Source organism: Serratia sp. Ae19-1, assembly GCF_059801225.1.
Map to the genome: position 1 here is coordinate 908,660 of NZ_JBCHWD010000001.1, position 23,860 is coordinate 932,519.

At 57.8% G+C, this 23,860-nt stretch carries 19 protein-coding genes; 13 read left to right on the plus strand and 6 right to left on the minus strand.

What is annotated here, in order from left to right; translation table 11 throughout:
• Nucleotides 1–95 precede the first annotated feature (95 nt).
• The 6 genes from cspE (at nucleotide 96) to AAIE04_RS04410 (ending at nucleotide 4,359) form a co-directional block, all read left to right on the plus strand.
• Entirely contained in the window at nucleotides 96–305 is a 210-nt protein-coding gene (gene cspE / locus AAIE04_RS04385; protein ID WP_019454537.1) for a transcription antiterminator/RNA stability regulator CspE, read from the plus strand.
• A 222-nt stretch (nucleotides 306–527) separates the two neighbouring features.
• Nucleotides 528–749, plus strand: a complete 222-nt coding sequence (locus AAIE04_RS04390; RefSeq protein WP_004928241.1) for a cold-shock protein — start codon at nucleotides 528–530, stop codon at nucleotides 747–749.
• 113 nt (nucleotides 750–862) lie between these two features.
• Nucleotides 863–2,089 (plus strand): winged helix-turn-helix domain-containing protein, encoded by a 1,227-nt coding sequence (locus AAIE04_RS04395; RefSeq protein WP_498576564.1) that lies wholly within the window; start codon nucleotides 863–865, stop codon nucleotides 2,087–2,089.
• Nucleotides 2,090–2,385: 296 nt separating this feature from the next.
• Nucleotides 2,386–2,568, plus strand: a complete 183-nt coding sequence (locus tag AAIE04_RS04400; RefSeq protein WP_004928237.1) for a Trm112 family protein — start codon at nucleotides 2,386–2,388, stop codon at nucleotides 2,566–2,568.
• The gene (gene kdsB, locus AAIE04_RS04405; RefSeq protein ID WP_019454535.1) at nucleotides 2,565–3,314 is read left to right on the plus strand and encodes a 3-deoxy-manno-octulosonate cytidylyltransferase; all 750 of its coding nucleotides are present in this window, start codon (nucleotides 2,565–2,567) and stop codon (nucleotides 3,312–3,314) included. The genes AAIE04_RS04400 and kdsB overlap by 4 nt, the downstream gene beginning before the upstream one ends.
• A 148-nt stretch (nucleotides 3,315–3,462) precedes the next feature.
• A complete protein-coding gene (locus AAIE04_RS04410; RefSeq protein ID WP_019454534.1) occupies nucleotides 3,463–4,359 on the plus strand; it encodes a YcbJ family phosphotransferase in 897 nt (298 codons plus the stop codon).
• A 7-nt stretch (nucleotides 4,360–4,366) separates the two neighbouring features.
• Here the strand turns inward: AAIE04_RS04410 and elyC are convergent, their stop codons facing one another.
• Nucleotides 4,367–5,140 (minus strand): envelope biogenesis factor ElyC, encoded by a 774-nt coding sequence (gene elyC / locus AAIE04_RS04415; protein ID WP_154746873.1) that lies wholly within the window; start codon nucleotides 5,138–5,140, stop codon nucleotides 4,367–4,369.
• A 152-nt stretch (nucleotides 5,141–5,292) separates the two neighbouring features.
• On the opposite strand from elyC, the gene cmoM reads away from it, so the two are divergent.
• The 7 genes from cmoM (at nucleotide 5,293) to AAIE04_RS04450 (ending at nucleotide 16,021) form a co-directional block, all read left to right on the plus strand.
• Complete coding sequence (gene cmoM, locus AAIE04_RS04420) at nucleotides 5,293–6,078, plus strand: tRNA uridine 5-oxyacetic acid(34) methyltransferase CmoM (protein ID WP_019454532.1); 786 nt, start codon at nucleotides 5,293–5,295, stop codon at nucleotides 6,076–6,078.
• Nucleotides 6,075–7,397 carry a chromosome partition protein MukF gene (gene mukF / locus AAIE04_RS04425; RefSeq protein ID WP_004928228.1) on the plus strand — a complete coding sequence of 441 codons (1,323 nt, stop codon included), beginning with the start codon at nucleotides 6,075–6,077 and terminating at the stop codon, nucleotides 7,395–7,397. Before cmoM ends, mukF begins: the two co-directional genes overlap by 4 nt.
• Nucleotides 7,378–8,106, plus strand: coding sequence for a chromosome partition protein MukE (gene mukE, locus AAIE04_RS04430; RefSeq protein ID WP_025159676.1), 729 nt, complete (start codon nucleotides 7,378–7,380; stop codon nucleotides 8,104–8,106). The genes mukF and mukE overlap by 20 nt, the downstream gene beginning before the upstream one ends.
• Complete coding sequence (gene mukB, locus AAIE04_RS04435) at nucleotides 8,103–12,551, plus strand: chromosome partition protein MukB (protein ID WP_498576565.1); 4,449 nt, start codon at nucleotides 8,103–8,105, stop codon at nucleotides 12,549–12,551. Before mukE ends, mukB begins: the two co-directional genes overlap by 4 nt.
• Before the next feature lie 220 nt (nucleotides 12,552–12,771).
• Nucleotides 12,772–14,580: a L,D-transpeptidase gene (ldtD, locus tag AAIE04_RS04440; protein WP_025159675.1), complete on the plus strand. Its 1,809-nt coding sequence runs from the start codon at nucleotides 12,772–12,774 to the stop codon at nucleotides 14,578–14,580.
• A 180-nt stretch (nucleotides 14,581–14,760) separates the two neighbouring features.
• Nucleotides 14,761–15,309: a peptidoglycan L,D-endopeptidase MepK gene (gene mepK, locus AAIE04_RS04445; protein WP_025159674.1), complete on the plus strand. Its 549-nt coding sequence runs from the start codon at nucleotides 14,761–14,763 to the stop codon at nucleotides 15,307–15,309.
• Nucleotides 15,310–15,373: 64 nt separating this feature from the next.
• Complete coding sequence (locus tag AAIE04_RS04450; RefSeq protein WP_019454527.1) at nucleotides 15,374–16,021, plus strand: MBL fold metallo-hydrolase; 648 nt, start codon at nucleotides 15,374–15,376, stop codon at nucleotides 16,019–16,021.
• A gap of 79 nt (nucleotides 16,022–16,100) precedes the next feature.
• On the opposite strand, the gene AAIE04_RS04455 is transcribed toward AAIE04_RS04450, so the two are convergent.
• From AAIE04_RS04455 to AAIE04_RS04475, 5 genes are all read right to left on the minus strand, one after another.
• Entirely contained in the window at nucleotides 16,101–17,291 is a 1,191-nt protein-coding gene (locus AAIE04_RS04455) for an amino acid aminotransferase (RefSeq protein ID WP_498576566.1), read from the minus strand.
• Nucleotides 17,292–17,535: 244 nt separating this feature from the next.
• Nucleotides 17,536–18,660: a porin OmpC gene (gene ompC / locus AAIE04_RS04460; RefSeq protein WP_060421783.1), complete on the minus strand. Its 1,125-nt coding sequence runs from the start codon at nucleotides 18,658–18,660 to the stop codon at nucleotides 17,536–17,538.
• Nucleotides 18,661–18,961: 301 nt separating this feature from the next.
• Nucleotides 18,962–20,362 (minus strand): asparagine--tRNA ligase, encoded by a 1,401-nt coding sequence (gene asnS / locus AAIE04_RS04465; protein WP_498576567.1) that lies wholly within the window; start codon nucleotides 20,360–20,362, stop codon nucleotides 18,962–18,964.
• Between the two features lie 212 nt (nucleotides 20,363–20,574).
• Complete coding sequence (pncB, locus tag AAIE04_RS04470; RefSeq protein ID WP_025159673.1) at nucleotides 20,575–21,780, minus strand: nicotinate phosphoribosyltransferase; 1,206 nt, start codon at nucleotides 21,778–21,780, stop codon at nucleotides 20,575–20,577.
• Between the two features lie 255 nt (nucleotides 21,781–22,035).
• On the minus strand, nucleotides 22,036–23,736 hold the full coding sequence (locus AAIE04_RS04475) for a GGDEF domain-containing protein (protein WP_498576568.1): 1,701 nt from the start codon (nucleotides 23,734–23,736) through the stop codon (nucleotides 22,036–22,038).
• Between the last annotated feature and the right edge of the window lie 124 nt (nucleotides 23,737–23,860).

Sequence of the window (23,860 nt, forward strand, 5' to 3'; positions counted from 1 at the left end):
CGAACCTTCTAAGTACCTCCCATAAGTAATGTTTCTGAAATGGCCTCAATTGCCTCTTATGGCAGGTTTTGTAAATATATTTAAAGGTAAATGTAATGTCTAAGAAGACTGGTCAGGTTAAGTGGTTCAACGAAAGCAAAGGTTTTGGTTTCATTGAGCAGAACGACGGCGGCAAAGATGTATTCGTACACTTCTCCGCAATCATGACCGACGGTTTCAAGACCCTGGCTGAAGGCCAGCGTGTCGAGTACACCATCCAGGACAGCCCGCGCGGGCCGGCTGCCGCCAACGTTGTTGCTCTGTAAGAATACAGGGAACGCGTATAAGAGATCTTAATACAACCATGGTGACGCCTCAGCGCAGAGTCATGCGGAAGATATTAAGTTCAACAAGCCCGCCTTAGTGCGGGTTTTTTATTTTTTTGCTCACGAGAGGTTTGTTACGAAAAACTTTAGGATGGGCTGGTAGCGTCCAGACAATATAAAAAATGACGTTGTCAAGGATGCTCAAGTAAAAGGATATCAGTTATGTTTAAAAATACCGTGTTAAAAATGGGCCGTGTGAAATGGTTTAATCAGGCCGAAGGCTATGGTTTTATTTCACCGGTAGATGGCAGCGACGAAATCTATGTCAATCGCAACGCTATCGCCAACACCAAAAATAAGTCGTTGAACGAAGGTCAGAACGTTGAGTTCTCGATCTATCGCAGCTCGCATGGGCTGTCCGCGGCAGACGTTATCGCGTTCTGATCGCACCCTCCTTCCTCGCCAGTGCCGGTGTCGCCACCCGCATGCACTGGCGAAGATAAATCCCTCGATATCCACTATTATCAGGCCATTGCCTACTCGTCACGGATATCAGGATGACCACCCCGATGATTTCCCTTACCGCCGCTCGCGCGCTGCACCTTGCCGCCCAGGGGTTGCTTTCTCCGCTTAAACGCCAGGCTCGGCCCGATGACGTCGTGAGCGCGATCCGGCGCATGGGGCTGTTACAAATCGATACCATTAGCGTTGTCGCCCGCAGCCCGTATCTGGTGTTGTTCAGCCGCCTGGGGGCCTATCAGCCGGAATGGCTGGAGCAGGCGCTCGCCGGCCGCCAGCTGTTCGAATATTGGGCGCACGAGGCCTGCTTCCTGCCGATCGAGGATTTTGGTCTGTTGCGACATCGCATGTTGGCGCCCCATGACATGGGTTGGAAATACTCCGCCGACTGGGTGCGGCAGCATCAAGCGGCGATGGAAAGTCTGTTGCGGCACATCGAACGACAGGGGCCGGTGCGTTCCGCGGATTTCAGCGCCGAGAAGAAGGGCAACAGCGGGTGGTGGGACTGGAAGCCGGAGAAACGGCACCTGGAGATCCTGTTTACCGCCGGCAAACTGATGGTGGCCGAACGCCGCAACTTCCACCGGGTTTACGATCTGACCGAAAGGCTGCTTCCGGCCTGGGACGATGCGCGCCATACGCTGCCTGTAGAGCAGGCGCGCCGACAGATGCTGCGCCGTACCTGCCGCTATCTGGGCATTTTTCGCGCCGAATGGTTGGCGGATTATTATCGCTTGAAGCGCGTGGCGCCAAAAGCCTTGCTGGCCGAGTTGCAGGAGCAGGGAGAGATTACGCCGGTGCGGGTAGCGGAGCTGGAAGGGCAGTTCTATGTGCATGAATCACTGGCGGAACTGCTGCCGCTGGCGGAGCAGGGCAAGCTCAAATCGACGGTCACCAGCCTGCTGTCGCCTTTTGATCCGGTGGTTTGGGATCGCCGCCGTGCGCTGGAGCTGTTCGGCTTTGACTATCGTCTGGAGTGTTACACGCCGAAAGAAAAACGCCGCTACGGTTACTTCACGTTGCCGGTGCTGCATCACGGTGAGCTGGTGGGGCGAATTGACGCCAAGGCACACCGCCGCCAGGGCGTATTCGAGATCATCAGTTTCCATGCCGAGCCTCAGGTACGCTTCGGCAAACAGCGGGCGCAGGATATCCGGCAATCCATCGCACGCACGGCCAAATGGCACGGTGCTCAACGCGTAGCGCTGGGCGACATTCCGGCGGCGCTGGCCGCTGAATGGGGAGCTGGCTGGGAAGTGGGATAACGAGCGACGCCGTCGGTGGGGTAAAACGAAGTACCGCGTCGCTCGTTACAAAGGGGCTCAGTGGCTGTAGTTAGCGAACAGAGCGATGATCTTATGCAGACGTTTAATCACGTATCACTGCCTTTTTGTGATTTGTATCACAAAATTCTACGCCGGGATGCGCCGCAGTTCAAGCCGTTGCGCCGGCGTCGTGAGGAAATATCGGCGGGTGGACGCCGCCGGTGATTAACCTGAGGCCGGACGTTATGCTATCCTCATCCCCTTTCCCAGATGACCTATCCCCTTGCGGAGGATGCATGGACCACCGTTTACTCGAAATCGTTGCCTGCCCGGTATGCAACGGCAAACTCTATTTCAATAAAGAAAACCAGGAACTGGTGTGCAAAGCGGACGGGCTGGCTTACCCGCTGCGCGACGGCATTCCGGTGCTGTTGGAAAATGAAGCGCGTGCGCTGTCGCTGGACGAGAAGCACGCATGAGTTTTATCGCTATTATCCCTGCTCGCTACGCCTCGACCCGTTTGCCGGGCAAACCGCTGGCCGATATTCACGGCAAACCGATGGTGGTGCACGTGATGGAGCGCGCCCGTGAGTCCGGCGCCAGCCGCGTCATCGTGGCGACCGATCACCCTGAAGTCGCCAAAGCGGTGGAAGCCGCCGGCGGTGAAGTGTGCATGACCAGTCCGGATCATCATTCCGGCACCGAGCGTTTGGCGGAAGTGATCGCGCATTACGGCTTTGCCGACGACCAGATCATTGTCAACGTGCAGGGCGATGAGCCGCTGATCCCGCCGGTGATCGTGCGGCAGGTGGCGGAGAACCTGGCGGGCAGCCAGGCCGGCATGGCGACGCTGGCGGTGCCGATCGACAGCGCCGAAGAAGCTTTCAATCCTAATGCGGTGAAGGTCGTGATGGATGCGCAGGGTTATGCGCTCTACTTTTCGCGCGCCACCATTCCGTGGGATCGCGAGCGTTTCGCCGCGTCGAAAGAGAGCATCGGCGACAGCCTGTTGCGTCACATCGGTATCTACGCTTACCGCGCCGGCTTCGTGCGCCGCTATGTCAGCTGGGCGCCAAGTCAGCTGGAACAGATCGAGCTGTTGGAACAGCTGCGCGTACTGTGGTACGGTGAAAAAATCCACGTGGCGGTCGCGAAAGCGATCCCGAGCGTGGGGGTCGATACGCCGGAAGATCTCCAGCGCGTGCGCGACAGCATTCAACCCTGAGCCTGAGTTCGTCGGCGCGCTGCGCAACGCGCCGACGATGCAATACCCCCTATCTGATCCCCGTTTTGTTGATCTGCGTTGAAGTATTTTTCCGCTCACCGTTCGATGATGTTACGCATCCCCCTTATTAGCCTGAGGTGAATGCTTTATGGAGCAGTTACGCGCCGAACTGAGCATTGTGCTGGGTGAGTCCATCAGCCGGCTGGAACGGGTGAGCGAGCAGCCTTATGCACACATGTATTCCTTGTACGATCGGCAGGGCAACGCCATGCCGCTGATGGCGAAAAGCTTTATCTGTCAGGGCATCGCCCAGCAAGAGGCGTACAAGCTGTCGATGCTGGCGCGCGACGGGGATATTCGTCTGCCCACGGTGTACGGCGTGGTATGCACCCACCAGGCGCCGTATAAGGAAATTTTGCTGATCGAGCGCCTGCGCGGCGTTTCGGTCGAAGCGCCGACACGTTCGCCGGATCGCTGGAACATGCTGATGGAGCAGATCGTCGATGGGATGTTGGCTTGGCACCGCATCGACAGCCACGGCAGCGTAGGCAGCGTCGACAGTACGCAGGAGAACGACTGGTTTTGCTGGTATCAGCAGCGGGTCGAAGTGCTGTGGGCGACGGTGGTCAATCTCAATACGCCGCAGTTGACCATGGCGGATCGGCGTTTGCTGTATCGCACGCGCGAAGCGCTGACCCATTTCTTCGTCGGTTTCGACGATCCCTGCGTGCTGGTGCACGGCAACCTGTCGCTGCGCAGCATGCTGAAAGATCCCAAAACCGATCAGCTGCTGGCGATGCTGAATCCCGGCGTGGTGCTGTGGGCACCGCGCGAATACGATCTTTTCCGCCTTTGCGAGGCGGGCATGCCCAGCCAACTGCTGTTCAGCTATCTGCAGCGGGCGCCGGTCGCCGATTCATTCCTGGCGCGACGCTGGCTGTACGTGGTGTGGGAAGCGGTAGGGCGTTTGATCCATACCGGCCAGCTGGAGCGGCGGCCGTTCGACTCTGCGTCGCAACAGCTGCTGCCCTGGCTGGCCGGTTGAACGGAACTTACTCGGCGCCGGCGTGATCCGCGCCTTTCAGCCATTGCCACAGGCTGCCCAGCGTTTCATACCAGGCGCGCTCGGTATGGCCGAGGAACATCGACGACGGCGTGGCGCGATCCCAGATATTCAGCGGCGAGTCGATCGCCAACTGGTTGGCCGGCGCCGGGATCGGGTGCAGGCCTTTCGCCTCGAAGAAGCGCATGGCGCGCGGCAGATGGTTGGCGGAGGTCACCAGAATGAACGGTTGCTCGCCGACCAACTTGGCGACCTGAGCGGCTTCTTCCTCGGTATCGCGCGGTTCCCTCAGGATCACCATATCGCTGCGCGGCACGCCCAGGCTTTCGGCCACCAGCGCCGCCGTGGCGGCGTTGCTTTGCATGCTTCCGGCGGATGCGCCGGTAAACACCATTCTGGCGCCGGGATGCGCAAGGTAAAGCCGCACGCCTTCCGTCACGCGCGGCAGGCTGTTGCCGAGCAAATTCGAGCTGGGCGCCCAATCGGGATTGTAGGTATAGCCCCCGCCCAACACCACGATGTAACTGACCGGATCGTTGCCGCGATAAGTCTGGTATTGGGCTTCGATCGGCCGCAGCAGCCGATCGGCCACCGGCTGCAGGCTGAAAAGCAGTAAAAACAGCCAGCTCAGCGTAAAAATCGTCTTACCGCTTTTTTGCCAGCGGGTGAACCACAGCAGCAGCAGCGCCAGCCCCATCAGCAGCATCAACAGCGGCAGCGGCATCAGCATGGCGCCAAAGAACTTTTTCAGGTTGAACAGCATCGAAAATCAGATCCTTTTGGGTGAAAAAGCGGCATCCAGGCATAAACAGGCCGCAAGAAGATACATTCTAAGCCAGTCTGTGCCAAAATAGCAGGTTTGAATGGGCGTGCGCTTTGCCGCCGACAAGAATGAGATCAGCGGAGCCGTTGTCCATGCAGGATCGCAATTTTGACGATATTGCTGAAAAATTTGCGCGTAATATTTACGGCACCACCAAAGGAAAAATCCGCCAGGCGGTGGTTTGGCAGGATCTGACCGGGTTGCTGGCGCAGTTGCCGCAGCGGCCGCTGCGTATCCTCGACGCCGGGGGCGGTGAAGGCCATATGGCCTGCCAACTGGCAGAATTAGGACATCAGGTGTTGTTGTGCGATCTTTCTGGTGAGATGATCCAGCGCGCTGCGCAGCTGGCGGAGCAGAAAGGTGTGAGCCAGAACATGCAATTCGTACAAAGTTCTGCGCAGGATATTGCTCAACATTTGGAACAGCCGGTTGATCTGATATTGTTTCATGCAGTGCTTGAATGGATCGCCGAACCCGAAGCGGCGCTGGAGGCGTTGTATGACTGCCTGACGCCGGGGGGCGCGCTGTCGCTGATGTTCTTCAACGCCAACGGCCTCTTGATGCGCAACGTGGTGTTGGGTAACTTCCAACTGGTGGATCCCGAGGTCAGGCGGCGCCGCAAGCGTTCGCTGTCGCCGCAATATCCGCACGATCCGCTACTGGTCTACGGCTGGCTGGAACAGCTGGGCATGCGCATCAGCGGCAAAACCGGCGTGCGGGTGTTCCACGACTATCTGCAGAGCAGACAGCTGCAAACACAAAAATTTGAAGAGTTACTGGCGCTTGAACAGCACTATTGCCGGCAGGAGCCGTACGTGAGTTTGGGGCGCTATATTCACGTCATGGCGCATAAACCAAACCTGAAGGACGAACTATGAGTGAATTTTCCCAGACAGTACCCGAACTGGTCGCCTGGGCACGGAAAAATGATTTCTCTATTTCGCTCCCTACGGAGCGTCTCGCATTTCTGCTCGCCATCGCCACCCTGAATGGCGAACGGCTGGACGGCGAGATGAGCGAAGGTGAGCTGGTTGATGCATTTCGCCATGTCAGCAAAGGTTTTGAACAGACGCATGAAACGGTGGCGATGCGCGCCAACAATGCGATCAACGACATGGTGCGCCAGCGCCTGTTGAACCGCTTTACCAGCGAACTGGCAGACGGTAATGCGATTTACCGCCTGACGCCGTTGGGTATCGGCATTACCGATTACTATATTCGCCAACGCGAATTCTCCACGCTGCGCCTGTCGATGCAGCTGTCGATCGTGGCGCAGGAACTGAAGCGCGCCGCCGACGCCGCCGACGAAGGCGGCGACGATTTCCATTGGCACCGCAACGTGTTCGCGCCGTTGAAATATTCGGTGGCGGAAATCTTCGACAGCATCGACATGACGCAACGCGTGATGGATGAACAGCAGCAGAGTGTGAAAAACGACATCGCGGCGCTGCTGAGCAAAGACTGGCGGGCGGCGATCTCCAGCTGTGAAATGCTGTTGTCGGAAACCTCAGGCACCCTGCGCGAGCTGCAGGATACGCTGGATGCGGCGGGCGATAAGCTGCAGGCCAACCTGCTGCGCATCCAGGACGCAACCCTCGGCAACGTGGAGCTGGGCTTCGTCGACAAGCTGGTGTTCGATCTGCAGAGCAAGCTGGATCGCATCATCAGCTGGGGCCAGCAGGCGATCGACCTGTGGATCGGCTACGATCGTCACGTGCACAAATTTATCCGTACCGCTATCGATATGGATAAAAACCGCGTGTTCGCCCAACGCCTGCGCCAGTCGGTGCAAACCTATTTCGACCACCCGTGGGCGCTGACCCATGCCAATGCCGATCGTCTGCTGGACATGCGCGACGAAGAACTGGCGCTGCGCAGCGAGGAAGTGACCGGGGAACTGCCGCCGGATCTGGAGTTCGAAGAGTTCAGCGAAATTCGCGAACAGCTGGCGGCGATGATCGAAGAAGCGCTGAAGGTGTACCAGGAACAGCAGATGCCGCTCAACCTTGCAGCGGTGATGCGCGATTACCTGGCGCAATATCCGCGTGCGCGTCATTTCGACGTGGCACGTTTAGTGGTCGACCAGGCAGTGCGCCTCGGTGTGGCTGAAGCAGATTTCTCAGGGTTGCCGGCGGAATGGCAGGCAATCAATGATTACGGAGCCAAGGTCCAGGCCCATGTCATCGACAAATATTGAACAAGTAATGCCAGTCAAACTGGCCAAGGCGCTGTCCAACTCGCTGTTCCCGGCGCTGGACAGCCAACTGCGCGCGGGTCGTCACATCGGTATCGATGAGCTGGACAACCACGCCTTTTTAATGGATTTCCAGGATGAGCTGGAAGAGTTTTACAACCGTTACAGCGTCGAGCTGATTCGGGCGCCGGAAGGCTTCTTCTATTTGCGCCCGCGCTCCACCACGCTGATCCCGCGTTCGGTGCTGTCCGAGCTGGATATGATGGTCGGCAAGATCTTGTGCTACCTGTATCTCAGCCCCGAGCGCCTGGCGCATGAAGGTATCTTCAGCCATCAGGAGCTGTACGACGAGCTGCTGAGCCTGGCCGATGAGAACAAACTGTTGAAGTTCGTCAACCAGCGTTCCACCGGTTCGGATCTCGATCGGCAGAAGCTGCACGAAAAGGTGCGCACCTCGCTGAACCGCCTGCGCCGTCTCGGCATGGTCTATTTCATGGGCAATGACAGCAGCAAGTTCCGCATTACCGAGGCGGTGTTCCGCTTTGGCGCCGACGTGCGCAGCGGCGACGATCCGCGTGAAGCGCAGCTGCGCATGATTCGCGACGGCGAGGCGATGCCGGTTGAAACCAGCCTGTTGCTGAACGATGAGAATGATGCTGAGGATCAGCAGGTTGATAACGCTCCTGACGGTGCAGAGGATGAACAGGAATGATTGAACGCGGTAAATTTCGCTCGCTGACGCTGGTTAACTGGAACGGCTTCTTCGCCCGCACCTTTGATCTCGATGAGTTGGTGACCACGCTGTCCGGCGGTAACGGGGCGGGGAAATCCACCACCATGGCGGCTTTCGTCACCGCATTGATTCCCGATCTGACGTTGCTGCACTTCCGTAACACCACCGAAGCGGGCGCCACCAGCGGTTCGCGTGACAAAGGCCTGCACGGCAAGCTGCGCGCCGGCGTGTGTTACTCCACCCTCGATGTCGTCAACTCGCGCCACCAGCGCGTGGTGGTTGGCGTGCGTCTGCAGCAGGTGGCGGGGCGCGATCGCAAGGTCGATATCAAGCCTTTCACCATCCAGGGCCTGCCGACTGCAGTACAGCCGACCGAGCTGCTGACCCAGACGGTGGGTGAACGCCAGGCGCGCGTGCTGTCGCTGCAAGAATTGAAAGAGCGCGTGGAAGAGATGGAGGGCGTGCAGTTCAAGCAGTTCAACTCCATCACCGATTACCACTCGCTGATGTTCGATCTGGGCGTGATCCCGAAACGCCTGCGTTCGTCCGCCGATCGCAGCAAGTTCTACCGACTGATCGAAGCGTCGCTGTATGGCGGTATCTCCAGCGCCATCACCCGCTCGCTGCGCGATTACTTGCTGCCGGAAAACAGCGGCGTGCGCAAGGCGTTCCAGGACATGGAAGCGGCGTTGCGTGAGAACCGCATGACGCTGGAGGCGATCCGCGTCACCCAGTCGGATCGCGACCTGTTCAAACATTTGATCTCCGAGGCCACCTCTTATGTGGCGGCGGACTATATGCGCCACGCCAACGAACGCCGCATCCATCTGGACGGCGCACTGGCGCTGCGCAGCGATCTGTTGGGCAGCCGCAAGCAGCTGGCCGCCGAACAGTATCGCCATGTGGAAATGGCGCGCGAGCTGAGCGAGCAGAGCGGTGCCGAATCCGATTTGGAAACCGATTACCAGGCCGCCAGCGACCACCTGAATCTGGTGCAGACGGCGATGCGTCAGCAGGAGAAGATCGAACGCTATGAAGCCGATCTGGAAGAGCTGACCTACCGTCTGGAAGAGCAGAACGAAGTGGTGGCCGAGGCGAGCGAACAGCAGGCCGAAAACGAAGCGCGCGCCGAAGCGGCCGAGCTGGAAGTGGATGAGCTGAAGAGCCAGCTGGCCGACTACCAGCAGGCGCTCGACGTGCAGCAGACCCGCGCCATTCAGTATCAGCAGGCTCTGCAGGCGTTGGAGCGCGCGCGCGCGCTGTGCCAACTGCCGGATCTGAGCGCCGACAACGCCGAGCAGTGGCTGGACACTTTCCAGGCCCGCGAGCAGGAAGCGACCGAAGCGCTGCTGATGCTGGAACAGAAGTTGAGCGTGGCCGACGCCGCGCACGGTCAGTTCGAACAGGCCTATCAGCTGGTGGGTAAAATCGCCGGCCAGGTCAGCCGCAGTGAAGCCTGGCAGTGCGCGCGCGAATTGCTGCGCGACTGGCCTTCGCAGCAACACCTCGCCGAGCGCGTTCAGCCGCTGCGTCTGCGCCTGAGCGAACTGGAACAGCGCCTGCGCTCGCAGCTGGACGCCGAGCGCCTGCTGCAAGAGTTTTGCAAGCGCCATGGCCAAGAATACCAGCCTGACGATCTCGACATGCTGCAGCAGGAGCTGGAAGAGCGCCTGGAAGCGCTGTCGCAGAACGTCAGCGAAGCCGGCGAACGCCGCATGGAGATGCGCCAGGAGCTGGAGCAGATCCAGCAGCGCATCCGTGAGCTGACGGCGCGCGCCCCGGTGTGGCTGGCGGCGCAGGACGCCCTGGGCCAGCTCAGCGATCAGAGCGGAGAGCCGCTGGAAAACAGCCAGCAGGTGACCGAATACATGCAGCAGCTGCTGGAGCGCGAGCGCGAAACCACCGTCGAGCGCGACGAAGTGGCGGCCCGCAAGCGTGAAGTGGAAGCGCAGATCGAACGTCTCAGCCAGCCGGGCGGCGCGGAAGATCAGCGCCTGGTCACGTTGGCCGAGCGTTTCGGCGGCGTGCTGCTGTCGGAAATTTACGATGACGTTACCATCGACGACGCGCCTTACTTCTCGGCGCTGTACGGCCCTTCGCGCCACGCCATCGTGGTGCCGGATCTGTCGTTGGTGCGCGAGATGCTGGAAGGGCTGGAAGATTGCCCGGAAGATCTCTACCTGATCGAAGGGGATCCGCAGTCGTTCGATGACAGCGTGTTCGCCGTCGAAGAGCAGGACAAAGCGGTGGTGGTGAAAATCGCCGATCGCCAGTGGCGTTATTCCCGCTATCCGGAAGTGCCGCTGTTCGGCCGTGCGGCGCGCGAAAACCGCCTGGAAGTGCTGCATGCCGAGCGTGAAACGCTGGCGGAACGCTACGCCACGCTGTCGTTCGACGTGCAGAAAACCCAGCGTTCGCACCAGGCTTTCAGCCGCTTTATCGGTACCCATCTGGCGGTGGCGTTCGACGCCGACCCGGAAGCGGAGATCCGCGGCCTGAACGGCCGTCGCGGTGAGATCGAGCGCGCGCTGAACAACCACGAAGCGCAGAACCAGCAGCAGCGTCAGCAGTACGATCAGGCCAAAGAGGGCATTTCCGCGCTCAACCGCCTGATGCCGCTGGTATCGTTGCTGAACGACGAAACGCTGCAGGATCGCGTCGACGAAATCCGCGAAGAGCTGGAAGAAGCACAGGACGCCGCGCGTCATATTCAACAGCATGGCGTATCGCTGACCAAGCTGGAGCCGCTACTGTCGGTGCTGCAAAGCGATCCGCAGCAGCATGAACAGCTGCAACAGGACTACGCGCAGGCGCAAAGCGTGCAGCGTCAGGCTAAACAGCAGGCGTTCGCGTTGACTGAAGTGGTGCAGCGTCGTGCGCACTTCAGCTATACCGACTCCGCCGGTATGCAGAATGCCAACAACGATCTCAACGACAAGCTGCGTCAGCGTCTGGAGCAGGCGGAAGCCGAACGCGCCCGCGCCCGCGAGCAGCTGCGTCAGTATCAAACCCAGTTCACTCAGTACAGCCAGGTGCTGGCCTCGCTGAAAAGCTCGTATGAAGCCAAGCGCGACATGCTGAAAGAGCTGAGCCAGGAACTGGTGGACATCGGCGTGCAGGCCGACGCCAACGCCGAAGCGCGCGCGCGCCAGCGTCGCGACGAACTGCATGCGGCGCTGAGCAACAACCGCGCTCGTCGCAATCAGCTGGAGAAACAGCTAACCTTCTGCGAAGCCGAAATGGATGGCCTGCAGAAAAAACTGCGCAAGCTGGAACGCGACTATCATCAGCTGCGCGAGCAGGTGGTGACCGCCAAGGCGGGATGGTGCGCGGTGATGCGCCTGGTGAAAGACAACGGCGTGGAGCGCCGCCTGCATCGCCGCGAGTTGGCGTATATGGATGGCGACGAACTGCGTTCGATGTCGGATAAGGCGCTCGGTGCGCTGCGTCTGGCGGTAGCGGACAACGAACACCTGCGCGACGTGCTGCGCCTGTCGGAAGATCCGAAGCGCCCGGAGCGTAAAATTCAGTTCTATATCGCGGTCTACCAGCACCTGCGCGAGCGTATCCGTCAGGATATCATCCGTACCGACGATCCGGTCGAGGCCATCGAGCAGATGGAGATCGAGCTGGGCCGTCTGACCGAAGAGCTGACCGCGCGCGAGCAGAAGCTGGCGATCAGTTCGAAAAGCGTGGCCAACATCATCCGCAAAACCATTCAGCGCGAACAGAACCGCATTCGCATGCTGAACCAGGGGCTGCAGGCCGTTGCCTTCGGCCAGGTGAAGAGCGTGCGCCTGAACGTCAACGTGCGAGAAGCACACGCCACCCTGTTGGACGTGCTCTCCGAACAGCAGGAACAGCATCAGGATCTGTTCAACAGCAACCGCCTGACCTTCTCCGAAGCGTTGGCCAAGCTGTACCAGCGCCTGAATCCGCAGATCGACATGGGGCAGCGCACGCCGCAGACCATCGGCGAGGAGTTGCTCGATTACCGCAACTACCTGGAGATGGAGGTGGAGGTATATCGCGGTTCCGACGGCTGGCTGCGTGCGGAAAGTGGCGCGCTGTCTACCGGTGAAGCCATCGGTACCGGGATGTCAATCCTGGTGATGGTGGTGCAGAGCTGGGAAGAAGAATCCCGTCGTCTGCGCGGTAAAGACATCTCGCCGTGCCGCCTGCTGTTCCTCGATGAAGCGGCGCGTCTGGATGCCAAATCGATCGCCACGCTGTTCGAACTGTGCGACCGTCTGGAGATGCAGCTTATCATCGCGGCGCCGGAAAACATCAGTCCGGAGAAGGGCACCACCTATAAACTGGTGCGTAAGGTGTTCCAGAACCACGAGCATGTACACGTGGTGGGGCTGCGCGGTTTCGCCAGCGAGCCGCCGGCGTTGGGCACTGCGCCGGTCGAAACGCCGTAACGCAAAAAAACGCCCTAAAAATCTGAAAATAGCCGCCGCAGGGTGGCTATTTTTTTGTGCGCGTGGATGATAGTCCTGCTTTTTTATCCGTTGAAAAGCGGTTAGTTTAATCACATAAACAGTTATTCGACGCCCGCAGGGCGAAACGGCCTTTCTGTTTGTATACTGAAACTATATGCAGTTTTTGACGTTTTTTTTGTGAGCATACAGGGGGCAAGGGATGGTGCTTAAAAAGGGAAACTCTCTACGACGTTTGGCGCTGAGTGGCGCTATCGCCTGTAGTCTTGTGTCGTCGTTTTCCGCATCGGCCACCGTGACGGCGTTACCGGTGGCATCAGCAGGCATGTCCGTTGCGCAGAGCCGTTCTGAACTGTTGGCCGCGCTGCCGCGCGGCATGGAACTGCATTACCTTTCCACGCTGGCACCGCTGTATGCGGCGAATCATATGCAGCCGATGTGGCAGGATCGCGAGGCCGTTCAGCAGTTTCAACAGCAACTGGCAGAGCTGGCGATGTCCGGCGTGCAGCCGCAGTTCACCCAATGGGTGAAAATGTTGACCAATCCGGCGCTCAATGACGTAGGCCGCGATGTGGTGCTGTCCGATGCGATGCTGGGCTACCTGCAGTTCGTGTCCGCTATCGGCGCCAACGGCAACAACTGGCTGTACAGCAATATTCCCTACAAGCTTGGTTTGCCGCCTAATGCGGTGATCAACCAATGGCAGCTGGCGGTGCGCCAGGCGCGCACCCTGAGCTACGTGAACTCGCTCGCGCCGCAGCATCCGCAATACGCCAAAATGCATCAGGCGCTGCGCGACATGCTGGCGGATAATCGTCCCTGGCCGCAGGTGGGCAGCGGCCCGAGCCTGCGCCCTGGGCAAATGAGCAATGATATTCCGGCGCTGCGGGAAATCCTGACCCGCACCGGCATGCTGGCCGCCTCGGCGCCTGAAGCGGAGCCGGAGCCGGCGGTGGTTTCGGCGAAGAGCAATGAGCCGGACGACGGCGGGCTGACGGTAGACGAAGAAAAAAGCCGCGTGACGGTCAGCCCATCGGCGGCGCCGGTGACGGAACTGACGGCGGAGCAGACACCGCCGCAGGTCGGCAGCGTGGTGAGCGACAACCTCTACACCAACGAGCTGGTGGAGGGCGTCAAGCGCTTCCAAAAATGGCAGGGGCTGACGGCGGACGGCGTGATTGGCGTGCGCACCCGCGAGTGGCTCAACGTGTCGCCAAAGACTCGCGCCGCGCTGCTGGCGCTGAATATCCAGCGCCTGCGAATTTTACCGGGGCATGTCAGCACCGGCATTATGGTGAATATTCCCAACTATTCGCTGACCTACTACCAGAACGGCAACGAGGTGCTCTCTTCCCGCGTTATCGTCGGGCGCCCAAGCCGCAAGACGCCGCTGATGAGCAGCGCCTTGAACAACGTGGTGGTCAACCCGCCGTGGAACGTGCCGACCACTCTGGTGCGCGAGGATATTGTGCCGAAGGCGATGCGCGACGGTAATTATTTCCAGAAACACGGCTATACCGTGCTGTCGGGCTGGAGCAACGACGCGGAAGTGATCAATCCGGCGATGATCGACTGGAGCATGGTCTCTGCACGCAATTTCCCCTATCGCGTGCGCCAGGCACCGGGCGCCACCAACTCACTGGGGCGCTTCAAGTTCAACATGCCGAGTTCAGACGCTATCTACCTGCACGATACCCCGAACCACAGCCTGTTCCAGAAAGACATTCGCGCGCTCAGCTCCGGCTGCGTGCGGGTGAACAAAGCGTCCGATTTGGCGAATATGCTGCTGCAGGATGCCGGCTGGAACAACAGCCGCGTTTCTTCCACGCTGAAAGAGGGGAATACCACTTATGTGAATATTCGCCAGCGTATTCCCGTAAAACTGTATTATCTGACCGCCTGGGTTTCGGATGACGGCCAACCGCAATTCCGCACAGATATTTACAATTATGATAATACGGTGCGATCGGGCGCACAAATTTTGGCTCAGGCCAAAAAATTAATGCAGTAAATGCAGTAATTATAAATAAATAACGGTCAGAATGTTTGGCTATACCGCAGGCCCCCACAGGCGGGGGCCTGTAAACCTAGGCGTATCGCGGGTTGACTCAGCATACGCAGGCGGTTATGGTTCGGACAGTGCGCTGCTTTGTGCATTTATTTTGACATTCTTGCCGGGTTTAACAGAGTCATGGACAAAATTGATCATCACCGCCGTAAATGGCTGGCGCTAGGTGGCGCTGCTATGGGCATAGCGCTGCTCCCAGGGCAGGCGTTTGCCAGTCTTTCCACCGCTCGACCGCGTATTTTAGTGCTGAATAACCTGAATACCGGTGAATCTATTAAAGCCGAGTTCTTTGACGGCAAAGGTTACAATAAAGAAGAGTTGGTTCGGCTAAATCATCTGTTCCGCGATTATCGCGCCAACAAGGTCAAATCGATCGATCCCAGCTTGTTTGATCACCTCTACCGCCTGCAGGGGCTGCTGGGTACCAGCAAGCCGGTGCAGCTGATCTCCGGTTACCGTTCCGTAGATACCAACAATGAACTGCGCGCTCACAGCCGCGGCGTGGCCAAGCACAGCTACCACACCAAGGGCCAGGCGATGGATTTCCATATCGAAGGTATCCAATTGAGTAATATCCGTAAAGCGGCGTTAAAAATGCGCGCCGGTGGTGTAGGATATTACCCACGTAGCAACTTCGTGCACATCGATACCGGCCCGGTTCGGAACTGGTAACCGCTGTGCCCTCAGTGAATAACGCCGCTCCTTGCGGAGGCGGCGTTATTGTCGTTGGAGCCTTATGAAATACCATCTTATTCCCGTTACCGCCTTCAGCCAGAACTGCAGTCTGATCTGGTGTGAAAACACGCAACAGGCGGCGTTGGTCGATCCCGGCGGCGAAGCGGAAAAAATTAAAGCGGAAGTGGCGCAGCAGGGCGTGACAATTACGCAGATTTTGCTGACGCACGGCCATTTGGATCACGTCGGCGCGGCGGCGGAGCTGGCGGATCATTATCAGGTGCCGATTTACGGCCCGGATAAAGAGGACGCTTTTTGGCTGGACGGTTTGCCGGCGCAGAGCCGGATGTTCGGGCTGGAAGAGTGTGCGCCGCTGACGCCGACTCGCTGGCTGTCGGAAGGCGATGAGATGCGGGTGGGCGAGATGACGCTCAAGGTGCTGCATTGCCCAGGGCATACGCCGGGCCACATCGTCTTTATTAATGAACAGGCGCGTTTGGCGCTGGTGGGGGACGTGCTGTTTAACGGCGGCGTGGGGCGCAGCGACTTCCCGCGCGGTGACCATCAGGCGCTGATCGCCTCTATTCGCACCAAGCTGCTGCCGCTGGGTGACGACATGCGCTTTATTCCCGGCCACGGCCCGATGTCGACCTTCGGCCACGAACGCCAGACCAACCCGTTCCTGCGTGAAGAGCCGGCGGTGTGGTAACGATTATTTCCCGGCAGAAATAATCAAGGGGCGCTTAGAGCGCCCCTTTTTTATGTCCTGATGGCCTGCGCCGACGCGCTTAGAGCACGGCGACGATGGCTTCGCACAGCGACGCCATGTTGTCCGGCGTCATGCCGGCAACGTTAACCCGGCCCGAGTTCACGGCGTAGACGCCAAACTCTTCGCGCAGACGCAGCACCTGTTCTTTGGTCAGGCCGCTGAACGAGAACATGCCGTTCTGCTGGATGATGAAGCTGAAGTCCTGCTGTGCGCCTTTCTCCTGCAGAGTGTTCACGAACAGCTGACGCATGCGGTGAATGCGCTGACGCATATCGGTCAGCTCCTGCTCCCACATCGCACGCAGCGCGTCATTGCCCAGAATGGTGGCGACAACGGCCGCGCCGTGTGACGGCGGGTTGGAGTAGTTGGCGCGGATAGCCGCTTTCACCTGGCTAAAGGCGCGATCGGCGGTCTCGGCATCGGCGGCAACAATGGTGCAAGCGCCGACGCGCTCATTGTACAGACCGAAGTTTTTCGAGTAGGAGCTGGCGACGATCAACTCTTTATGTTTGGCGGCGAAAATACGCAGACCTTGCGCGTCTTCTTCCAGCCCGTTGGCGAAGCCCTGATAAGCGAAGTCGAACAGCGGCAGCCAGCCGTTGACGACGGAAAGCTCAGCCAACTGAGCCCACTGCTCCGCCGTCGGATCGATACCGGTCGGGTTATGGCAGCAGCCGTGGAACAGCACCACATCACCGGCCTGCGCCTGTTTCAGGCTGTTCAGCAGGCCGTCAAAGTCCAGCGCGTGGTTGGCGGCGTCGTAATAGGCGTATTCCAGCACTTCCAGGCCCACGGCGCTAAAGACGTTTTTGTGGTTCGGCCAGCTTGGGTTGCTGATCCAGATGCGTTTGGCGCTGGTCTGGTTAGCGATAAAGTCTGCCGCCACGCGCAGGCCGCCGGTGCCGCCTGGCGTCTGTGCGGTGCGCGCGCGACGATCGGCGACGATCGGGCTCTCTTTACCGAACAGCAGCTCTTGCGTGCAGCTGGCGAACGCCGGGATGCCCTCAATGCCGAGATAGTTTTTAGTGGTCTCATTTTCCAGCAGATACTGTTCAGCTTTTTTTACGCTGGTCAGCACCGGGGTTTTACCGGTTTCGTCTTTATAAACGCCAATCCCTAAATTGATTTTATTCGGGCGGGCGTCGGCGCGGAAAATGTCGGTCAGGCCCAGGATCGGGTCGGCGGGTGCGGCGGTGATTTTTTCAAACATGTCAGGTGCTTCCAAATCTCGGAGTTAAGCAGACAGAAGCATCAGGGTAACGCCAGTTACCGGCTTTGCCAACCGTTTGCGACAAAAACACCGCGATCTTGCGAAGGGGGAGTATTAGGCAGAAAAAATGATGGGGAAGGAGAAATTGGCAGGATAAAAAGTTACCGGCTGACACAAACAAAAACAGGGCCGAAGCCCTGTTTTTTAACTTAGCTGACGGTAAACCGCCGTTAAGCGAGACAACTTAGAACTGGTACACCAGACCAACAGCTACGATATCGTCAGTAGCGGTGCCGGTTGCTTTGGTGAACGCGTTGTCATCCAGCAGGTTGATTTTGTAATCAACGTAGGTGGACATGTTTTTGTTGAAGTAGTAAGTGGTACCAACAGAAACATATTTAACCAGATCCTGGTCAGAACCTGCGCCTGGGACGTTCAGGTTTTTACCTTTAGACTGCAGGTAAGACACTTCTGGACGCAGACCGAAGTCGAACTGGTACTGAGCAGTCACTTCGAAGTTCTGAGTTTTGCTGGCGAAACCGCCGCATTTTTCAGAAGCAGCACAGGTGTTAGTGAAGTCACCGCCGCCGAATGGAGTCATGTTACGAGTTTCTGCGTACATGGCCGCCAGGTAAACGTTGTTGGCGTCGTATTTCGCGCCCACGGTCCATGCGTCAGCCTTGTCGCCACGCTCGTTGGAACGCAGTTTCTGATCGTCGGTACGGTTGGAAGAAGCGTATGCAGCGCCGAAGCTTACGCCTTCGCCGATGTCATAAGTAGAGGAGATACCCCAGCCGTCGCCGTTCTGTTTCTTAACGTCACGACCGTCGTTCTGGTTCTTGCCCTGGTATTGCAGAGCGAAGTTCAGACCGTCAACCAGACCGAAGAAGTTGTTGTTACGATAGGTCGCAACGCCGTTGGTACGGCCGGTCATGAAGTTGTCGGTGTAGGTGTAGGTATCGCCACCGAACTCTGGCAGCATATCGGTCCAGCCTTCCACGTCGTACAGTACGCCGTAGTTACGGCCGTAGTCGAAGGAGCCGTAGTCAGCGAATTTCAGACCGGCGAAGCCCAGACGGGTTTTGGTGCCTTCGGTGCCCTGAGACTCGGAGTGGTTGGACTGAACGTTGTATTCCCACTGGCCGTAACCGGTCAGTTGGTCAGTAATTTGGGTTTCACCTTTGAAGCCAAAACGAACATAGGTCTGATCGCCGTCATTACCTTTGTCTTTGGAGAAGTAGTGCAGACCGTCAACTTTGCCGTACAGATCCAGCTTGTTGCCGTCTTTGTTGTAGATTTCAGCTGCGTTTGCTGCACCAGCAGCCAACAGAGCCGGGATAACCACTGCAAGAATGTTGCGCTTCATCATTATTACCCTCATTGGTGTTATTCGGACACCTTTGCCACTGCCGCCAATAATTCTTTGGGAACTATTGTTGATAGATTGGTGTCGTCCTGTGTCTGAACGCAGTGTTCCATTCACAGGCGGGTTAATCTAGGACGAAAATGATACCAATGTCCCAATCAGGTTGCAAAAAGAAAGTATGTGTAACTAAATGTAATTTTTAGGGAACTTTGTGACGTGCGTCAATATTAAAAAATGCGAAAGGCCAGCGATGCTGGCCTTTGTTTTGTAACGAAATCGTTTAAAAAACGTTTGATCGTATAAATTAGAAGCTTGCGTTACGTGGTGTGCGTGGGAATGGGATCACATCGCGCACGTTTTGCACGCCGGTGACATAGGCGATTAAACGTTCAAAGCCCAGGCCGAAACCAGAGTGCGGCACGGTGCCGTAGCGGCGCAGATCGCGGTACCACCAGTAGTCTTCTTTATTCAGACCCATCTCTTCCAGACGCTGATCGAGCACGTCGAGGCGTTCTTCACGCTGCGAGCCACCGATGATTTCACCGATGCCCGGTGCCAACACGTCCATGGCCGCGACGGTTTTGCCGTCTTCGTTCATACGCATATAGAAGGCTTTGATGTCTTTCGGGTAGTTTTTCACCACCACCGGCGCCTGGAAGTGTTTCTCTGCCAGGTAACGCTCATGTTCGGAAGAGAGATCGATGCCCCAGGAAACCGGGTTTTCGAAGGTTTGGCCCGAGGCCATCAGGATTTCGATGGCGTCGGTGTAGTCCACTTGGGCGAAATCGGAAGAAACGAAGCGCTCCAGACGGGCGATAGCGTCTTTATCTACGCGCTCGGCGAAGAATTTCAGGTCATCGGCGCGCTCATCCAGCACCGCCTGGAACACATACTTCAGCATGCTTTCGGCCAGGCCGGCAACGTCGTCCAGCGTAGCGAAGGCCACTTCCGGCTCGATCATCCAGAATTCCGCCAGGTGACGGCTGGTGTTGGAGTTTTCAGCGCGGAAGGTTGGGCCGAAGGTGTAAACCTTGGACAGCGCGCAGGCGTAGGTTTCGCCGTTCAGCTGGCCGGAAACGGTGAGGAAGGCTTCCTTACCGAAGAAGTCTTCGCTGAAGTCGACGGCGCCCTTGTCGGTGCGCGGCAGGTTTTCCAGATCCAGCGTGGATACGCGGAACATCTCGCCGGCGCCTTCGGTGTCGGAGGCGGTGATCAGCGGGGTGGACACCCAGAAATAGCCATTTTCATGGAAGAAGCGATGGATCGCCTGCGCCAGGGTATGACGCACGCGCGCCACGGCGCCGATCAGGTTGGTGCGCGGGCGCAGGTGGGCCACTTCGCGCAGGTATTCAATGCTGTGACGTTTGGCCGCCATCGGGTAGGTGTCCGGATCGTCGACCCAGCCGACCACTTTGATCGCGGTGGCTTGCAGTTCGAAGCTCTGGCCTTCGCCCGGTGAGGCGACAACCTTGCCGGTGACCTCAACCGAACAACCGGTCGTCAGATGCAGCACTTCATCCTGATAATTCGGCAGAGAATTATTAACGACGGCCTGTAACGGATCAAAGCAGGAACCGTCATAGACGGCCAGGAAGGAGATACCAGCTTTTGAATCTCTCCGGGTACGTACCCAGCCGCGTACGGTGACTTCACTGTCAACCGCAGCACGACCTTGCAGTACGTCGACTACAGGCACTACGCTCATAGATTTCTCTCTTTAATAATTTGGTTTAGAAATAGCTTACAACCCAAGAATATGGGGGTAATGGCTATGTTACTTGCCGCGGTGCAGAGCACAAGCAGAAATCATCGGATTGGCGCAACATTTATCGCGGCTGGCTGAAAAGAGGGCGTTCGGAAATAAAAACGAAAAAGCCGGCGCGGAAACCGGGCCGGCTTTCTTTATATAAAGAAGGATCAGCTGGCCTTCTTCACCAGCGGCAGATCGAAGGCTTTGCGCAGGGCTCTGACGAACGCCTGATCCTGGCAGATGGTCTTGCCGGGGCTGTCGGAGAGCTTAGCCACCGGCTTGCCTTTGCACTCGACCAGTTTGATCACGATATTCAACGGCTTGACGCCCGGAATATCGCAGGTCAGGCGCGTGCCGATACCGAAGCCGAGATTGATGCGTTGATAGAAGTGGCGATAGAGCGCCAGCGCTTTTTCCAGATCCAGGTTGTCCGAGAACACCAGCGTTTTGCTCATCGGATCGATGCCCAGCTTCTGGTAGTGGGCAATGGCTTTTTCACCCCACTCGACGGGATCGCCCGAATCGTGGCGCAGCCCCTGATAACGCTCGGCGAACTGCGGGCCGAAGTCGCGCAGGAAGGCGTCCATAGTGATGCAGTCGGTGAGCGCGATGCCCAGCTGGTCCGGGTATTCATCCAACCAGGCTTGCAATGCGGCGCGCTGGCTGTTGGCCAGCACCGGGCTTATCTGCTGATGTGCCTGGAACCACTCATGCGCCTGGGTACCGACCGGCGCCAGACCGAGTTGGTGCGCCAAATCGTAATTGCTGGTGCCCGACAGATAGGGGAACTCGGCCTGCAAGGTGCTGACGATGGCCTGCTGCACGCCCTGAGAGAAACGGCGACGGGTGCCGAAGTCCATCAGCTTGAAACGCGAGAGATCCAGGTCGCCCGCCAGCGTTTTGAACTGCGCCAGTTTGGTTTGCAGGTGCGCGACCGCCTGTTCCGGCGTCGCCAGCGGAGAGCGCCGACGGTGCACCACTTCGCTGATCACCGCCAGCAGCGGCACTTCCCACATGATCACTTCGCGCCATGGCCCGGCGATGCGGATTTGCAGCCTGCCGTCGCGGTTGTCGATAGACACCTGCTGCGGATCATAGCGGAAGGTGCGCAGCCAGTTCAGGTAATCCTGGCGGAAAAAGGGCAGGCCCGAGAGGTAAGCGAATTCGGCATCGGTCAGCGCCAGCTGACTCATCAGCGCCACCTGCGCGCGGATCTCGTCGGCATATTCGCCCAGCAGTTCGTCGCCGCGGCAGCGGAATTCCGCCGCCACGCTGATCGCGGGATAGCGATGGAACACTGCTTGCTGCATATGAAGCTTGTAAGCATCGGTATCAAGCAGTGATGTCAAAATCGGGGAAGCGTATTGAGTCATAGCGCGTTACAGCATCCTCGTCAGGCGCGTGTCCAAATCCGGATAATCATAAAAGTGGGGGTGGAGTATACCCGGATTATCCTGTTATTGAAGCTGCATCACACCATAAATCACCAAAGCGGGTCGAGGATTAAACGTGCCTTTATGGCGGTCTGGCGGCGGCGGGGCGACAAAAAAGTCAGATATGCCTGTAAGGTGAATGACTTAGCCTAATTAGTCATAAAAATTATAATGTTAATTATTTTAAACAACAAATCAGATAAACCCGGCCAGGGTATGCACGCTGACCCGATCCTTGCCGTTCTTTTTGCAAAAATAGAGCGCTTCGTCCGCCTGCTTGATCGCTGCCTGCAGCGCGCTGAACGCGCTGACCGGCGCAATGCCGCAACTGGTGGTGAAACGCACCTGCCGTCCGTCGGCCAGATTTAACGTCAGTCCATGGGTGCGCGCGCGCAACTGTTCCATGATGTCCCGCGCATTGTCCAACGAACAGCTGCCCAGCAGCACCGCAAACTCTTCGCCGCCGTAGCGGCAGAAAATGTCGCTGGCGCGGAACGCGCGCTGCAACAAGTGGCCGAACTCCACCAGCACCCGATCCCCGACGTCGTGGCCATAGCAGTCGTTGAGCTGTTTGAAATTGTCGATATCGATCAGGCAAAAGGCCTGCGGATAGCTGCCGGCGCCCAATAGCTGACATTCGAGGAAGAATTTACGGCGGTTATAAATGTTGGTGAGCGGATCGAGGAAGGAAGAGGCCTCGAGCTCTTTAATCAGCAGCTGTTTCTCGCTCTCCAGCGAGACCTTGTCCAGCTGATATTGTCTGAGTTGCTGAATGGCGTCGCTGATGGCGATCAGCTCCCGGCTGTAGAAAGCCTCATTGCGATCGATATTCATCTCGCCGCGCGACAATCGCACGATATTGTTGTGGGTCTTGGTCAACCAGCGGTTGATGCTGGTGCAAAATACCAGCGCCGGCAAGATAAACAGCAGCACCACCAGACCGGCCAGCGCGATCATGCCGTAAATGGTGGTCTGGCTGTCATAAATTTTGTGACGCGAAGCGACGGTTTCCAGCTCGAAACTGCGTTGATACAGCGCCTGCGAAAGCCCGCTCAGTTCGTCGACATAATGCGAAATAAGCGCCGCGGGATAGGGCTTTTGGGTATTGATGGCGGTATACAGTCCATCGGTAATCTGCTTGAGGCGCTCGGCGGACACCTCGGTGAGCAATTGGTTGACGATGTCGGTGGTTTGCACGTCGTCGTAGTTGATCTTCATGAAGATCAATCGGGTGCTCAGCGCGTTCAGTACGCCGGTCAGCTGGATGGACTTCAGGTAGGCGTCTTTGCGATCGAGCGGGCTGACATTGACGTCGATAATCTGATCGCTTAACTCCGTCAGTGACATATTCAGCCGATTGTTGAGGCGGATGGCCTCGAGAAACATAAAGGAATCGGTATCCACCATCCGGGTATCGTAGGTGTAGCGATAATAGCTCTTGCTGGTTTGCGAGATGTAATAGGCACTGTTGATGTTGAACAGATTGGCGTTGGCGTTGTTGACCTGCGAAAGCTGCAGATTGTCGTTATCCAGCAGCTGTTCCAGCAGGCCGATCATCGACAGCGCGGCGATTTTTTGCCGCACCCCGAGCTGTTTGGCGACCGCATCGTTCAGGTGCTCGCGGATCCGGGCGATTTTCTCGCGCGCCGCCCGATCGGCGGCCAGACATTGCGCGCGGGTGATTTGCGGATCGATCAGGCTCAATCGCTTGAGGCGGTGGGCCTGCAGAGATGCCTGAAAGGCCTCGGAGATTTCTTTGGCGCGATCGATCTTATACAGGTTGAGCTGGTTATCACGGTATTCGGTATGGGCTTCGAGCAGCTCCTCGACAATGAACAGCGAGAAGGAAGTCATCAGGCACAGGGTGAAAAAATAGATTGCGTATTTAATCTTCATAATGCGAGCCATCCCTGAACCTGATTCAGCAATTATACCATCATGCCGCCGGCACCGCCTTAACTATGCCGGGGCGCACCGATGGCCTCTTTTTAGCATTTAATGCTGAATTTTATTTAGCCAC